Below are 16,249 nucleotides of genomic sequence, written 5' to 3'. Positions count from 1 at the left end.
TCATTACAAAGTTAAATGTTCTGCAATTGTACTAAGCGCATGCACTGGGAAGAACGACAGGGCTGCCACGATAAAGATGACGGCAAAGGTCATCACACCGAATGTGACGGTGTCGGTCTTGAGTGTTCCCACACTCTCTGGTATGTATTTCTTCTTCGCCATGATACCTGCGATAGCCACCTGACCAACTATCGGCACAAAACGTCCGAGGATAAGCACGATGCCGCAGGAGTAATTCCAAAACCATGTGTTGTCGCCCAGTCCCTCGAATCCCGAACCGTTGTTGGCTGCAGATGAGGTATATTCGTAGAGCATTTCGCTCAGTCCGTGATAACCGGGATTGTTGAGCCAACCACCCTCGCTTGCCACAAACTCAGGCGCATGGACAAACAACCAGGCTGCCAATGCCGTGCCTACAAGGATGATGAACGGATGGAGCAAAGCCACTATCGAGGCTATCTTCATCTCGCGTGCTTCCACCTTATGTCCAAGAAACTCGGGCGTTCGTCCCACCATCAGTCCGCTGATGAACACTGCGATGATGATAAAGGTGAAGTAGTTCATCCATCCTACACCAACACCGCCAAACCATGTGTTTATCTGCATATTGAGCATCTCTATCATTCCCGACAATGGCATGGTGGAATCGTGCATCGAGTTGACCGAACCATTGGATGTGACTGTGGTGGCAACACTCCACAGCGCTCCAGCCGCTGAACCAATGCGCACCTCCTTGCCTTCCATGGCACCTCCGTCCTGGGCTATGCCCATGGCGTCTATTCGCGGATTGCCATTGGTTTCATGCCATACGTTAATGCCCACACCCACAAGATAGGCAAACAGCATTACGCCGAAGATGCTATACCCCAACTTGCGCCTCTTGAGATAGAAGCCGAAGGCGAATGCCAATGCCATAGGGATGATTAGAATGCTCCAGCACTCCACGATATTTGTCAGGTAGGTGGGATTCTCCAATGGATGAGATGAGTTGACACCGAAGTATCCTCCACCGTTGGTGCCCAGTTGCTTGATGGGCACTATGGCTGCCGTAGGACCTTGCGACACCTGTTGTGTCTGTCCCTCAAGGGTTGTCAGTTCCATCTTTCCGTCAAAGCCCATCGGTGTACCTTCCACAATCAGTATCATGCCTACAACGAGCGACAATGGCAACAATATTCTGGTGGTGCTCAACACGAGATAGCGCCAGAAGTTGCCTATAGTCTGTGTCGTCTTTGCAGCTAATGCCTTCATGATACCTGCCATGGCAGCCATACCTGTAGCGGCAGTGATAAACTGGAAGAGCATGATGACGAAGAGCTGCGTGAAATAGGTCAGACCGCTCTCGCCGCTATAGTGCTGCAGGTTGCAGTTCACCATAAACGAGATACAGGTGTTGAATGCCTGATGGCATGTCTGTCCGATGTTGCCGTCAGGGTTGAGCGGCAATACACCTTGTGCGACCAAGAGCACCATACCCCATACAAACCAAAACAAGTTAACCACGAGCAATGCACGTAGGAACTTTTTCCAGTCCATCTCCTCTTCGGGATTCACACCGCTCAACTTGTACATCCAACGTTCCACCGGCTTCAAAAAGTCGAGACACGTCCTTTCGCCTTTATACACCTTGGCAATGTATTTACCAAGCGGAAAGGCAAGTCCTACCATAAGGACAATCTGTAGGATAACTCCCAAAATTTCCGTATTCATACGTAACTAAAATTTTTCGGGCTTGATGAGCACGTACATCAGATACGCAAAAGCCACCAAGCTGATAATAAACAATGTTGTGTACATAATCTCTACCTCCTCTTTCTTTAGATTTCCTCAAACCAATCGATACATTTGAAAAACAGCCAGAAGCAGCCCAAGCCGCTCAGCAGGCAAATTGCAAATCCAATTGTAAACAAATCCATTTTCTTTCTTTTTTATAAGTTATACATAAATGATGTCACCTTTATGTATCGCAATGGGCGTGCCAAACAGGTTCGTAAATTTGTAAATCACTGTGTATGAGTATTCTATAGAAGTTAGAGTTGAAATTAAAGGCAATAAAAACCCTTCCAAAATGAAAAAATCACATTCACTTTGGAAGGGCAGATATGACAGGTTGAAGCACTCAAATAGTTATTCCATATTCCTCTATCTTGCGATAGAGCGTGGTCAGACCTATCTTGAGCAGTCTTGCGGTTTCGGTCTTGTTGCCGTGCGTATGATGAAGCACTTTGATGATGTGGTTACGCTCCACGCTCTTCAAGTCAAACGAATCATCGCTGGCTGGGGAAATCTCACCCGAAAGCATGTCGATGGGCAAATCATTACGAGTGATTTCACCGTCGCATACGATAAGGGCATGCTCGACGGCATTCATCATTTCGCGCACATTGCCAGGCCATGGATAAGACAGGAACAAATCCCTTGCTTCGGAAGACAGTGTCGGGGTGAGACGACCTATTTGACCAGAATACCTATCGATAAAATGCTTGGCAAGCGGAAGTATGTCTTCCTTGCGCTGCCGAAGGGGAGGCAGTTCTATTCGGAACACCGACAAGCGGAAGTAGAGGTCTTCGCGGAATCGGCCAGCAGCTATCTCTTCCTTCAGATTGCGGTTGGTGGCAGATAGGATGCGCACATCCACACGGGTGGTCTTGGTGTCGCCCACTTTCACAAACTCGCCAGTCTCGAGCACACGCAGCAGTTTCGACTGCAGCTCCAGTGCCATCTCACCTATTTCGTCGAGAAACACAGTGCCATGGTTGGCTTCCTCCAATAGTCCTCGTTTGTCCTTCACCGCTCCCGTGAAAGCCCCAGCCTTGTAGCCGAAGAGTTCGCTTTCGAGCAACTCCCGGCTGAATGCCGAGCAGTTGAGGGCAAGAAAGGCACTCCCGCCACGCCGGCTTGCACTATGAATGGCCTGAGCGAAGACTTCCTTGCCTGTGCCTGTCTCGCCGTTGATGAGCACGCTGACATCGGTTGCCGCCACCTTGCGGGCTTGCATAATAACATCAACGATTGCTGCCGAACGGCCTACGATGGTGTCAAACGTATGCATTTTGGAGGTTTTCTGACTTGCGGTCTTTTTCTTCTGCTCTGAAGCTATGGCATCCATAGCACGGCTGACAATAGGTATTATTTTTCGGTTGTCGTCACCCTTGACGATATAGTCAAAAGCTCCGTTCTTGATGGCTTGCACCCCGTCGGGGATATTGCCGTGGGCGGTTAGGAGAATGATTTTTGCCGCAGGAGCCAACTGCTGCAGTTCCTGCACCATATCAACGCCATTGCCATCGGGCAGGAAGACGTCGCACAGCACCACCTGCACCTCTTGCTTCCTGAGTGTATAGAGTGCCGTGGCACGGTCTTTTGCTTTCAACACTTCATAACCTTCCAGTTCCAATATGCGCGAAAGCAACATTCGGATGGTAGGCTCGTCATCTATGATAAGTATCTTGTTCATTGCTAATTCTTAATTCTTAATTCTCACACAGGTAGTGTGACTATAAACTTGCTGCCTTTGCCCAATTCGCTTTCAACTGTCAATGTACCGTTATGTGCCTCTACAAAGTCGCGCGAGATGGATAGTCCCAGTCCGCTGCCCTGTACCTTGGTTCCAGGCACACGGAAGTAGCGTTCGAAGATGCTCTCATGGTAGCGTGGGTCGATGCCTCGTCCGAAGTCTTGCACGTACATCACGATGTGATGCTCATCCTCTTGAAAGGCTCCGATAATCACGCGTCCGTTCTCCGATGAATAGCGGATGGCATTGCTCAACAGATTGGTCAGCACCCATGCAATTTTCTCACTATCCACATAGAGCTTGCTGATTTTCTCCTTCGGATAATCCACCTCAATGTTGATGTGAAACTTGTCTGCCTGCACCTGATTGGCCTTGATGGCATAGTCAATCAGTTCGATAGGCTTTGTTATATGGGGTTTGAGCTGGAGCACGCCACTCTCTACCTGTGTCATGTTGAGCAGTTCACCAGTGATGCTGAGCAGCCTCTCGCCATTCTCGCGTATGCTGTCGGAAAGTTCCTTCTGTTCGGGATTCAGCCAACCCACGCGGTTGTCGGCCAGCAGCTGTTGGCTCATCAGTATGGCTGAAATTGGGGTCTTCAGTTCGTGGGAGATGGTGGATATGAAAGTGGTCTTAGCCACATCCCGCTGATGGAACTCGGTGATGTTTTTCAGCATAATCACAGTGCCGCTGTCTTTTACTCCACCATCGCTGCCAGTCATCTTTACGGGCAAATATTTCACTTGGAAGTAACTCTCCTTGTTGTCGGCATATATCTTCAGCGGTTCAGGCTGTTTGTCGCCAAGTCCGATGAGCAGTCGGCGCAGCAGGTCGTTGCGCATGGCTGTATCTTGTGCCGACTTTCCCACAGTATCTTCTCGCCGGAGGTTGAGTATGTCGAGTGCCTCGTTGTTGATAAAGAAGAGTGTCCGCTCGTTGTCCAAACAGATGATAGGCTCATCGATAGAGTCGATGATGGTCTCTATGTATCTTTTTGATACCCTAAGCTTCGAGAGCGACGAGTTGTGGTAATCACCGAGTCGCCTTGCCATACGGTTGAAATTGGAGGATAGTTGCTCCATGGCTTCCCCTCCACGAATGTTCAGGCGTGTGTCGTAGTTGTGGTTGGCAATCTCGTTGATGCCTTTGGTCAGTTCCTGAAAGGGTCGGGTGATATACCCCGGCAACCTCAGCAGCATCCATACGCCTACGGAGATACTCAGTCCGCCAAACAACAACAGCAATGTCAATGCCCTCGTAAGGCCGTAGTCTGCTACAGGTGATGTGGGTTCTGTGGCGGTCAGTATCTGCAGACTGATGACGGAGAGTACTACCAGTCCGATAATCAGCGACACTAAGATGCCCACAGAGAGTGTAAGTTTTTCTTTTGTAGTCATAAGCTTATCAATTTTTTTATGCGAAGATAACTAAATCCACGCCCATTTCTTTCAGTTCAGCCAATAATTTTCGATAACTCCCAGCACGCATAAGCAGGCGTGGGAGGGAGAATGAGGGTTGTCCCATACAGAGCAGGGTGGCATGCTGCTGGCGGCAGAAGTCGGCAATGCTCTGGGGGATGTTTTCGGAAACCACCTTGTGTATCTGTCCGCCAAGTTGCATGGCTAACTCCAGGTGACTCATCAGATGACGTTGAGTGTCCAAGGGAATGCGGTCGGAATCTTCGTGGGCTGTCTGCACATACAGTGCCATCCACTCAGCATCAAGACCGTCAGCCAGGCGGGCAGCCTTACGGATGATGTGCTGCTGTGTCTCGTTGTTGCTGCTCACGCACACCACGATTTTCGACATCCCCTTGGCTTTAGCATCTTTTGTCGGCACTTGTTCCTCCACTTTCTTCCCCACCCGGAAAGCCACCTCGCGGAGTGCCAGCTCTCGTAGTTGCAGGATATTCTTTGTCTGGAAAAAATGTTCAAGTGCAGTCTGTATCTTGTCCTTGGCATATATCTTCCCGGATTTCAGACGCTCCACGAGTTCTTCTGCCGAAAGGTCGATGTTCACCACTTCGTCAGCCTCCTGAAGTACACGGTCGGGAATACGCTCCTTAACGTCAATGCCAACCATCGCCTTTATCTCATCGTTCAGACTCTCGATATGCTGGATGTTGACAGCAGAGAGAACGTTGATGCCAGCATCTAACAGCTCCATCACGTCTTGCCATCGCTTGGCATTGCGCTGTCCCTCCACATTGGAGTGTGCCAACTCATCCACAATCACGATTTCGGGATGAATCTGAAGGATAGCATCAAGGTCCATCTCTTCAATCTCCTTGCCCTTGTAGAATACCCGTTTTCGGGGAATCACAGGCAGACCTTTTAGCATTCGTACCGTATCCGGTCTGCCGTGTGTTTCCACATAGCCTATCTGTACATCAGTGCCGCACCTTAGCATCTCGCGTGCGTCCTGAAGCATGCGGAAGGTCTTGCCCACTCCTGCAATCATCCCGATATATATCTTGAACCGTCCACGGTGCGACCGCCGTATCAGGTCGAGAAAGTGCTTTGCATTTTCTTCCATCTATATAAAACGTTTAATGTGATACATTTATTGTGCTATGGAAACTATATTTGCCTATGACCAACTGCCCCTCCATGTAGAGCGGTGGAATATGAGAAGGAAACCGAAAATCTCCAGTCTGCCGATGAGCATCAGGGAGGAGAGCGTCCATTTGGCTGCATCGGGCAGTGCCGCCCAAGAGAAAGCTGGTCCAAAACAACCTAATCCAGGCCCTACATTGCCCATGGCCGAAATCACGGTGCTCATAGCTTCCGTAAAACCCACTCCGAATGCCATCAGCAGTGTCCAGCCTATAAAAACTACTGCGATATAGGCAGCGAAGAATACAAGAACCATTGTCACTATATTATTGTCAAACATACTGCCGGCTCTTACTGGCAGCACAGCGCGTGGATGCAATATCTGACGGAACTGGTTGCGTATGCACTGGGCAATGATGATTAGTCGGAGATTCTTGACACCTCCACTGGTAGAACCCGTACATCCACCCGACACCATGGCAAATATCAGCAGCATCCATGTGAATGACGGCCATAGGTTGTAATCATCGGTGGTAAAACCGCATGAAGTATGGCAGGTAGCCACCTGAAACAGGGTCTTGCGAAAAGCATCCGTGATATTAGGGATGAAGTCACCCAACAGGTAGGGAAACATTCCGAAAACCGTAAAAAATATCCAAGAAAGAGCCACCACTATATACGCTTCATAGCGTGATGGAGCGGATTCTTTCTTCCGACCATATACCAACAGAATAACGCTTGCCGTCAGACATATAACAAAAGAAACGATGAAGGACATCAAATCGCTTTCGCCATATATCATAGACATACAGCAGCATACACACAACAGCATAGATTCAAATGCCAACAGCTGTCCAATCAGGTGGGCAATGAACCGATAGCTTATTTCATGTATATGCACCTTTCCCATATTAGGAGTTACATCGTATTGCTTTAAAACCATATATGACTATAATAATACCTACATCTCAATATGCAAATGAAGTACCAAAGATCCAAACAATATGACAAACAACTTATAATCAAAGATATAAGATTTTTTCAAACAAAATAGGCTGCCTTAGGTACCCTTTCATTTTGAAAAGCTTGTCTTCCATTATGACAATATTACTATTCGATTTCCTTTAGGTGAAAACTATCATCTCTTTTTCGTGGTTTTGTACTTATCCTTATCTTTGTTCCTCCACGGCAGTTCTGATGTTGAGCCTCCGCCACCAGTGCCTACATGAGGTTGGGCTGTACCGCCTGTTGCCAGTTCAATGGCAGCACTGAGTAAATTGGCTTGTATCTCGTTGACTTGCTCGGCAGCGCTAAAACAGGCGTTGACAAACTCGTGTTCTGTCAATACCCCATTGCTGAAGGCGTGCAATCGCTTGTCGCTATCGCTGAGGTAGGTGACAGCGGTATGTTCAATCTCCTTAACCTTTGTCCAGATTTTCAGGGTGACGGTATAAGGGTTCTTACCAAGGAAGCGATAACCGATGAGTTCCGCTCCCGATGAAAGTCGGTATCGCTGAGGATTGGCTTTGCGGTCAAGTTCGTCAATTCTGTTCTTCTGCCTTTCAATGATAGTCTCCTTCTCGGCAGCTTTCCGCTCTGCAATCTCCGCACGCCTGATGGCAACATCGATTTCCTTCTGATAGCCATTCCGCAGTTTTGCTATGTCAGATTCATGCTTCTGCTTTAGAGTGGCTTTCTCAGCCTCCAGTTTTGCAATCTGAGCCTGGAGCTTTGCCTGTTCTTCGTCTTTTGATGCCAACTCTTTCCTTGCCTTGGCAAGGTCACCTTTACCAAATATGGCGAGTAATGTGCTCTTGCCCTCCTTGGTCTTCTCCACTTCCTCCTGCAACTTGGCGATGTTCGCCTCAAGCTGTTGCATCTGCTGCTTGTAGTGGGTAGATGTGGCAATATGTCTGGCAGTGGAACCGACAATGCCACGCTTCAAACCGAACTCACTCATGGCAGCGGCATAGGTATTCTGATACTCGTGTAGTTTAGCACGTTTGAGCACGTCATCTGCTGACAGTCGTGGACCAGACTTAGTATTGTACTTCCTCTCTCCCTCTCGTTCACGGCGTTGCCTTTCGACAGTGACGATGGGAACGATGGTGGCATGCAGGTGGGGAGTCTTCTCGTCCATGTGCAGCACACACGATACAACATTTTCCTTGCCGAAGGTCTCATTCAGCCATCTCATGTTGGCTTCTATCCACCTCCCCAACCTGCCTTCTTCCTGTATCTTCATCATCTGCTCGTGTGTCCCCGTAAGAATGATGCGAATAGCCTTGCACTGGTTGCCAGCGACCTTGCGTGACAGTCCTGCATTGTCTATGCGGTACTGTATGGCTTCAGTCCTGTTCCTGACCTCTTCGGGAAATGATACCAGTTCCCTGTTCAGATGCGTGCGGCTACGGTCGGCATTGTCCGGCACATAAGTCTTGTCCTGGGCATCCTTTCTCTCGATGTGGCACGACATTCCGCTGTCGTTGCCACTACCGCGCTGAAGGTGGCATACTGCGTATTGTTCTTTCATCTTTCTTAATTGTTTTGTTTATGATACATTGATAATCTTCTTGTTAATAAAATGCCGATCTATCAACCACGGATGCCGCCGTCCATCCGCTTATGGGGCTTTTTTGCGCTGCCACTCGCAGAGGGGAAGAGACGAAAATGCCCTAATAAGCTACGGCATTTTATAAATACCTTTACTCATGACAGCAAGCTGTCCACATTACGGTTCTTGAACGAGTTCTAATCTAAGCTCATCAATGAGCGTCTGTAAAGCAGGGTTGCGGTCTATCATCTTCTTGAGTATCATCTGCGGTGTGTCTTCCATCAGGAGAAAGTCGGCTATGTCCAGACCTTGGCTTCGCTGCTCATCCGTTGCCATCGTCTCCAAAATGTCATTGACTGATACAGAACGGCAGACCTTGTCGAGCATGGGGAGCCTTGCCTGCCACTCCTGTGTGGCTCCGAGGTCGGGCATCAACACCACATCCCTGCCAGCCAAGGAAGAGATGGCACGTTCGTTGAAGCAACCGTTCTTTCCGCCTGTGGCTACCCACAGCACATCAGGCATGAAGTGCGAGGCAATGACAGCTGTCTTCTCACTCTCCACCACGAAGACCTTCCAGTCGGGATATAAGGAAAGGAGATGCTCGCCGAAGAAGCACTGGCGGAGATGATAGTCCTTCAGCCTCATTTCCGTATGCACCCAGCAGACGTGCGGCTGGGGATGCTTCACCCTTTTGCCTGTTATGGCATCATAAAGCATGATCTTTCCTGTGTGGACACGACCATTGCAATCCACCTGCCAGAATACGGCAGAACCTCCCCATTTTCTTGACGTGCCTATCCGGTAAAGGCTACATAGCCTGTCTGCTTCTGCCTTTCCCATACATCTGGCAAGGAATGTGTACAAAGGATTGATGGCATAGTGTGAGAGAGTCTGCTCCATGATGCTTCTGTCTATGAATGATGGAAGTTGCTCCTTTATAGTGACAGATAAGTTCTTTGGCGTAATCACATGTTTCCTTGATAGAGATATTGACTCTTCGGGATTCTCACGGAAGTAGTCACTTGGCGAGAAATGGTAGCCACAACTATGCTCGTGGTCACAACGCCCTACATGCTTAGGGAAGACATGATTCCCACTGGCATCGACATAGCGTGTGAAACAGACTTTCCTGCCACATTGCGGGCAAGGCTTCTTGCTGCCCGGATGGTACTTTTCAAGATGATACTTATATTTCTCCATAGTAGTTTCTGAAATGAAATTGCTCTGATTTCAGTTTTCAGTTCTTTCAGTTTTGCAGAAACCTGAACCCTGTTGATTCACTCCTCTTACTACTGCAAACTGAAAAACTGAAGGAACTGAAATGTGAAACGGTGGTTTATTCGTTGCAGTTTACATTTCGGGATTCCTCAGAAGTAGTCATTTGTTGTGTCTCAAAGACCGTCTTCTGGTATTCCCCTTGCCGAATCTTCTTTATAAGTCTGTTCTTGGCAAGCTCTTTCAGGTAGTTCATCACCGTGCGGTCGGTCACCCTTAGCTGCTTCCCTGCTGCAAGCGCCTCCGCGGTGGTGAACGAATCGTTCAGCGTCGAGAGCAGTTCCCTTGAAGGCTCGTCACAGGCATCGTTGGCGACATACTCCCTTATCCTGCAATAGGAATCCTCGAAGTATTCCATCAATCTTATAGCCCCATGCATAGCTTGTTTAGTCACGAACTGGAGGTGGCTCTCGCCACAGGCATAGCGCAACGCTTGTAGGTTAAGTGCGATGCGTGCCATATGGACAGGGGCTTTCATCGGACGGGACTCTATCATATTGTCATCCTCAATGGCATTTGTACGCTGTATGGTGGCATTGTGACTTGCAATGAACTCATCCCTCGCTTCTTTCTCCATGTCTATAATATGGAAGTTAGGCTCTTTTCCGTCCTCACCTGTCTCATAGTCAAGGGCGAGAACCTTGCTGATGATGTTCTGCCATGCCTCCATGGCTGAAGCGGAACGATGATGTGTAGAGTTGTCCTCTTCCTTCGTCCAAAGTGTCAGCTGCTGCACCTTGGGAAGCGTGAACAGAATACGGTCAAGCAGTCCGTTCTCCTCATATCCCTTCTTCATCAGTTCTCCCATACGCTTCGTTTGAGTGGTTCCTATCATATTAATGCAGGGTCGTTCGATATGGATTGGTATGGGGTTGTTGACACGTACCACATCCAGTGCGCCTCCGCTCCACGCCGTCAGCAACTGTTCTATCAGCTGTCCGTTGTTGTAGCGGTTGGCGGAATTGAACATGCCCATAATCTCATCCACCAAAATAGTGATACCGCGAGGGGAGTTGTAATGGGCGAGGAGCAGGGCTTCAGGGGTGAAGTCTGAAACAAGAGTGCGTGCAAGTACCGGCTTCTCCATTCCGCAGTCTCCCTTGCTCTCCTTCGCAGCATTCTGATAGGTGGCCATGTCGGCCTTGAACTTCTCCATCTTCACATTGTCGTTTCTTCGTATGGGACGGAATGCCGCTTCAAGAGGCGGTGTCTTGCCCAGCCCTGGTCTGCCCACCATGATGATGTAGAGTGCGGCATTGGTTATCCATTGACCTTTCACCCTTACATAGTAGGTTCCTCCCAAAGCAGAAGAGACTGCCGAGAGCATGGCAGGTGCGAGATACTCCACCTTGAAGTTCTCGTATCTTACCATATCAAGGATGATGGTCTGCACCTTCTCAGGGAAAGCGTCCAGAGGAAAGTCTGTATCCTTGATGCCCTGTACCTCCGACATGATATTGTTGCATATTTCCTGTGCGATACCCATGCTCATGCCTCCTTCCTTTTGCAGTAGTTGGTTACAGTGTCGTTCCTGCCACCTGTCTGGATGCGGCGTACGTCACTCATGGCATACATGTTCTTGTTCCCTACCTTGACGGGTACGAGATAGCCACGCTTTGCCCACAGATTGAGCGTGCCGTCGCACACATTCAGGAGTTCTCTCACCTCACGTGTATTGCAGTAGGTCTCCTCCTGGGGTTTCTTGCTCTCTATCTCTTGCCTGTATGCCATGATTGCCCGTTCGGCTATTCCCTCACCGAACATCTTGAGGTCTGCAGCAGTGACTTCTATTTTGACGTTCACGCCCTGCTCGACCAAGGATTCTATATTTACTGACATAATCATAATCTTTATGAGTTCTACAATGGCCATTACCTGAAATCCCTGATGCCTCCCTTCCGATGGCGCATAAAAAAGAGGCACCGCCAAACCTCGGGGAAGATTTGACGGTGCAAAATTACGCTGATTCTGTAAGTGATTGAAAGAAAGTGTTTTGTCTTATTTGTCACGACAAAAATGACAATTTATGACAATGCAAAATGTTCAAAATCCACCTATTTTGATTGTGGACATGCCGAAGGATGTTCATTTATTTATCGCTTCTTTCTGTATCTTTGGTTGCTTGCGGTGGGATTCTACGGGTGTCCACGTGTTTGTTAGCAAGCCGGAGATGATAGTCGGTAACTAAGTCGGCTTGGACTTGGTTACTTTTCCTCCGACTTGGTTACGCTCTTCTTCAACTTGGTTACTTTGCTCACCGACTTAGTTACTTTGAATTGATAAAAAGTAACCAAGTCTGTATCGAAAAAGAGTCTAAGTAACCAAATTCAGTTAGTGTTACATACGACCATATGCTGTCCAATATGGTCTTAATGTGTCTTGGAGCCAACGCACCACCTCAGTAAATGACAAGGCACTATTGATAGCAGCCTTTCTCAGGAAAGCTGACCATCTAACCTGCATCTGAGGATGATTGGGGAAGTCTTCCCTGAAAAACATCGTGCCAGCATTATAGGGTGTGTAACGATTCTCAAAGGTGCGGTTGATGGCATCCTGCAAAATGACAGTGTCGTATTGGAATGATGTAAGCAGGTGGTAGATGTCGTAATAGTCTTTCATACGGCTGCTTTGGTCAGCCAGGTCTATGATAGCATGCATCTTCTCTGCAATCACGGTTTCTGTGGAGTAGGCAAGGATGCTTGCTTCGGGCAGTCCCTCCAACAACAGAGGATAGTCCAATGAAACAGGATGTGGTGTAACTACATCGCCAAAACCAACATCCATCGTAAGCACTTGTGCGATGGTGTCCATGGCCACCGGAATACTCAGACGGACACCATGATAATCCTTGAACTCGGTGATGTTTTGGGTGACAATCTTGTCGCAATCATACTGTACACCATCCTCCTTGCAATCAACCGAACATATCTCGCGGAACGCCTCGGCTATGCGCTTGCCATCATTGCTGATGCGAGTGCCAAGAAAGTCTATGTCCAATGTGGGACGGGCGGCAAACCTCTCATAGGCATACATCAGCGCACCGCCTTTCAAGTAGAAGTTCTCACGATAACGGGTTTGGGAGATACGGTACAGCAGACGCTCCTGAAAGTATCTGGTCAGGATGGTCTGATAGAACACTTCCTCCTGCTTGGCCACGTTAAGCAGCCTTGCTCTGATGGATTTTCCAAAGTTCTTTGTCTCGCTCATAGCTTTAGTGCAATATACTGTTCAAGGATTCTTCTAACTCTCAGTTTGTCGGCATAGTCAAAAAGCAGGGAGAGGTTTCTGCCGGGTAGTGACAGGTAGTTGTTTACCACTTCGGCACAAACATCCATACCGACTTTGTTGCGGTACTTCACGGCATCACATACGCACCGCTCCTTATTATATGTCAGTATGCGATAGCCGCTGACAATCTGTTCTTCGACACCTATGTCAAACATCGTATCGGTGATGTGATGCAGTTCAACTTTGGGGAAGACAGGGAGCGTGACCTTCCTGCCTCTCTTCACGGCAATGTGGTAAGCTTGTGGCAACGAGGTAGTAAGCCCATGCACGTTCCATGCGGAGAAAAGACACAATACTCCACCTGGAACAATGGCTTGAACATCTATCATAGTGTCGGCCAACTGTTCAGCTGTGGCATACACCCCGCGCTTGATACGTATGGTATCACCATCACGCACGCTGTCCAGCAGTTTATAGTATGCTGCCCTTCCTTCCTCCTTTACCATCCCAGATGAGGTGAAACTGTTGCTGTATCTCTTGCCTTCCATGACTTTATACTTTATTTCGTGTACAAAGTTACTACATTTATTTCTAATTGTAGTCTGATTGTTTAGAAAAGTACTCATCAGCCATGAGAAATTAACATATATTCGACAGTTTGACACCTCCAAATGGCTTTGTATCAGATAATCTTACCTATGTCATTCCGGAGCTCTTCGAGTAACTTCTGGTTAGCATCGCTTTCGATGTACCGACACATTAGCTTCTTGCTGTCCTTCTCCAACAGCTGTGTTTCTGTTCCAGCCAGTTTACCGACAGCCTGTCTGAGGGAATGTTCGCTAAGGAGTTCACTGACATCGGGGAACTGTCTTGTCATGGCAGTGGCATATTCCACTCCATTGAGAAGAGGAAGTCTGAGTGGCATTTCCTTCAGTACAAAATATGGTAGAGCCTGCTGTATGCCAGATTGGTGGGTCGTGATGTATTTACGGATGTAGGAAATGATAGCCTCACCGCTGTCTGCTGGCAGATAGTCTATAAGAGGACATGCCTTGGACTTCTTCCTTCCTGGAGTCAGGTGCTGTACATTCTCTTTTGCTGCTTCCGTTAGAGGTGCAGTTCCCGTTTTGGCATCAATGTCTTTCATGGCATCCTGTAAAGCCCATTCGCAGGTTGTATCGTCTTTATTGGCTTTTTCCATAGAGAAATAGCGCTCCCAATCTTCCTTTGTCCTATAACCGCCCTTGACGCTGACGGCAATGATGCTTTTGGATGCAAGCGAGCATTTCATCCTGTCGATACGCTCTATATGGGGATTTGACATCTGTTTATCCAACATCGCCACCATGCTTTCGAAACTCTTTCCGTAAAATAGCCAACTCAGCAAAAGAGGAGCGGACAGCCGGACTTTCATCTTCGGCTTCATGCCAATGATGCGTCTGACTATGTCATTCCATCTGTTTTTCCTCTCTGTGTCAGGAACAGGCATGGAAAACATTTCGTCAATCTTCTGTGGAAGGTTCTCTTTGGAGACCAGTATGAAAAAGGAGTCAAATGTCTCATCCCCATCATCGCCCCACGTCAGTTCCCATTCCCTTGCGATATGCCGCATCTGACCGCTGACAGCCTTGAATATCTGATAATAGAAGGTCTCGTCACAGTTTGTCATGATGCGGGCAAATTCGTTATACTCTTCCCTGTGTTCGTTCTTCCATTTGAGGATTCCGGCTTTAAACACCTCAAACTTTTCCTTGTTCTCTTTGTCCTTCATCATATGTCAGTCGAGTAGGTCTACAAGTTCTTTCTTCATTTCATCATCTATCTTTCGGTAGCGAGCAAAGGCGCGGCTTCCCTCGGAGTGTCCCGACATAGATGCTATCAGGTTGGGGTCTTTCACCTGCTTGTAGAGGTTGCCGATGAAGGTCTTGCGTGCGGTATGGCTTGTAGCGACCTCCCAAAGCGGACGTGCCTCGTCCTGCCTGGTCTTTGGATTCAAAGTCCGAACCATACGGTCTATGCCAACGTGTTTGAGGATGCGCTTGATCATCTTGTTGTACATGGTCTGCGTGAACCGTGGCAGCAGGGCATCATCGAGGTCGGTGTAACGCGCAAGTATGTCCTTGGCTTTTTGGTTGAGAGGTACACGCACCGTACTGGCGTGCTCGTGCTTGGTCTTCTGGGGGATATACTCTATACACCCATCCACGAGGTTTGCCTTGGTCAGCGAGTTAAGGTCACTCACACGGCATCCTATCAGACACTGGAACATGAACACGTCACGATATACGGCATAGCACGGGTCAAGTACGCTAAGGTCGGCATAATAAACCTTGTCACGCTCCTCCAGGTTCAGGAAGAAAGGGTCGCCGTACATGGGCTGGACTATCTGGTACTGGTCAAAGGGATTGTTCTTGGTCATGCCTTTCTTGATGCACCATTTGATGACGGTGCGGATTCTGTAGAAGCAGCCTGTGATGCTGTTCTCGGAACGCTCCCACTTGTACTTGCTCTCGGGGATATCTTTATAGAAAAGAGGGAACTGCTCGCCATAGGTATGTTCCTCCTGCATCCATCGCTTCAGGTCGCGCAGGTCATCTGCGGTTATCGTGTCAACGTTGAGCTGGAATCCGCGGCGGTGCATCACTTCCCTCTGAAATCGCTCATACCTGCCAATCTTGTCTATATTGGCAAGGTGGTGCTTGCGGCTGTCCGATGCCAGTATGGTTTCGTCTACATAGTGCTGTATCTGTGTCACCAAGCGATACTCGTCACTCTTGCTCCCAGCATGGGAGTTGATGCCGGGGTGGTGGTATTCTTCAATCAAGGCTTGCAGCCACTTGCCGTCCACTCCCCGGTGGTACTCTTTGGCAATGAGGCGTGTGATGTTCTGTATGTCTTCGTCAAACTTCATGCGTTTCTCGTCAGAGACGAGTGCAACGCGGGATTTGTAGCCCTGCTTCTCCGCACTCCAGTGGTTGGGGCTGATGGAGAGCTCGCTTGCCGCCTTGATATCTACGCCTCCCTTGTCGCGCAGGCGGAAATACACCCGTGCAAGGTCGGTGACATTGTTCTTAGATGCGGTCTTCCTTATAAATGCGGTCACTTTCATAGTCTGTA

The 16,249-nt window shown here is 48.5% G+C and carries 14 protein-coding genes; all 14 read right to left on the bottom strand.

Annotated features, from left to right (window positions below; genetic code table 11):
* Positions 1 to 3: 3 nt before the first annotated feature.
* The gene (kdpA, locus tag BQ8005_RS03620) at positions 4 to 1,710 is read right to left on the bottom strand and encodes a potassium-transporting ATPase subunit KdpA (protein ID WP_075317078.1); all 1,707 of its coding nucleotides are present in this window, start codon (positions 1,708 to 1,710) and stop codon (positions 4 to 6) included.
* 6 nt (positions 1,711 to 1,716) lie between these two features.
* Complete coding sequence (locus BQ8005_RS17890; RefSeq protein WP_075317077.1) at positions 1,717 to 1,797, bottom strand: potassium-transporting ATPase subunit F; 81 nt, start codon at positions 1,795 to 1,797, stop codon at positions 1,717 to 1,719.
* A gap of 322 nt (positions 1,798 to 2,119) precedes the next feature.
* Positions 2,120 to 3,457 (bottom strand): sigma-54-dependent transcriptional regulator, encoded by a 1,338-nt coding sequence (locus BQ8005_RS03610; protein WP_075317076.1) that lies wholly within the window; start codon positions 3,455 to 3,457, stop codon positions 2,120 to 2,122.
* 23 nt (positions 3,458 to 3,480) lie between these two features.
* A complete protein-coding gene (locus BQ8005_RS03605; protein WP_075317075.1) occupies positions 3,481 to 4,914 on the bottom strand; it encodes an ATP-binding protein in 1,434 nt (477 codons plus the stop codon).
* Between the two features lie 16 nt (positions 4,915 to 4,930).
* Complete coding sequence (locus tag BQ8005_RS03600) at positions 4,931 to 6,052, bottom strand: universal stress protein (RefSeq protein WP_075317074.1); 1,122 nt, start codon at positions 6,050 to 6,052, stop codon at positions 4,931 to 4,933.
* Positions 6,053 to 6,106: 54 nt separating this feature from the next.
* The gene (locus BQ8005_RS03595) at positions 6,107 to 6,850 is read right to left on the bottom strand and encodes a potassium transporter TrkG (protein ID WP_394334111.1); all 744 of its coding nucleotides are present in this window, start codon (positions 6,848 to 6,850) and stop codon (positions 6,107 to 6,109) included.
* Positions 6,851 to 7,210: 360 nt separating this feature from the next.
* Entirely contained in the window at positions 7,211 to 8,605 is a 1,395-nt protein-coding gene (mobV, locus tag BQ8005_RS03590) for a MobV family relaxase (RefSeq protein ID WP_075317072.1), read from the bottom strand.
* A 198-nt stretch (positions 8,606 to 8,803) separates the two neighbouring features.
* A complete protein-coding gene (locus BQ8005_RS03585) occupies positions 8,804 to 9,829 on the bottom strand; it encodes a DUF6371 domain-containing protein (protein WP_075317071.1) in 1,026 nt (341 codons plus the stop codon).
* Between the two features lie 136 nt (positions 9,830 to 9,965).
* Positions 9,966 to 11,396 (bottom strand): DUF3987 domain-containing protein, encoded by a 1,431-nt coding sequence (locus BQ8005_RS03580; RefSeq protein WP_317044827.1) that lies wholly within the window; start codon positions 11,394 to 11,396, stop codon positions 9,966 to 9,968.
* Positions 11,393 to 11,743, bottom strand: a complete 351-nt coding sequence (locus BQ8005_RS03575) for a helix-turn-helix domain-containing protein (RefSeq protein WP_234983990.1) — start codon at positions 11,741 to 11,743, stop codon at positions 11,393 to 11,395. The genes BQ8005_RS03580 and BQ8005_RS03575 overlap by 4 nt, the downstream gene beginning before the upstream one ends.
* Before the next feature lie 498 nt (positions 11,744 to 12,241).
* On the bottom strand, positions 12,242 to 13,111 hold the full coding sequence (locus BQ8005_RS03570) for a nucleotidyl transferase AbiEii/AbiGii toxin family protein (RefSeq protein WP_075317070.1): 870 nt from the start codon (positions 13,109 to 13,111) through the stop codon (positions 12,242 to 12,244).
* Positions 13,108 to 13,680 (bottom strand): type IV toxin-antitoxin system AbiEi family antitoxin domain-containing protein, encoded by a 573-nt coding sequence (locus BQ8005_RS03565; RefSeq protein WP_075317069.1) that lies wholly within the window; start codon positions 13,678 to 13,680, stop codon positions 13,108 to 13,110. The genes BQ8005_RS03570 and BQ8005_RS03565 overlap by 4 nt, the downstream gene beginning before the upstream one ends.
* A gap of 134 nt (positions 13,681 to 13,814) precedes the next feature.
* Positions 13,815 to 14,906, bottom strand: a complete 1,092-nt coding sequence (locus BQ8005_RS03560) for a DUF6043 family protein (RefSeq protein ID WP_083610487.1) — start codon at positions 14,904 to 14,906, stop codon at positions 13,815 to 13,817.
* Between the two features lie 3 nt (positions 14,907 to 14,909).
* Positions 14,910 to 16,241 carry a site-specific integrase gene (locus BQ8005_RS03555; RefSeq protein WP_075317068.1) on the bottom strand — a complete coding sequence of 444 codons (1,332 nt, stop codon included), beginning with the start codon at positions 16,239 to 16,241 and terminating at the stop codon, positions 14,910 to 14,912.
* Between the last annotated feature and the right edge of the window lie 8 nt (positions 16,242 to 16,249).

Source organism: Bacteroides togonis, assembly GCF_900130135.1.
GTDB classification, from domain to species: domain Bacteria; phylum Bacteroidota; class Bacteroidia; order Bacteroidales; family Bacteroidaceae; genus Bacteroides; species Bacteroides pullorum.
The sequence above is the reverse complement of the archived record's forward strand: the minus strand, read 5'-3'. Positions and strand labels throughout refer to the sequence as shown.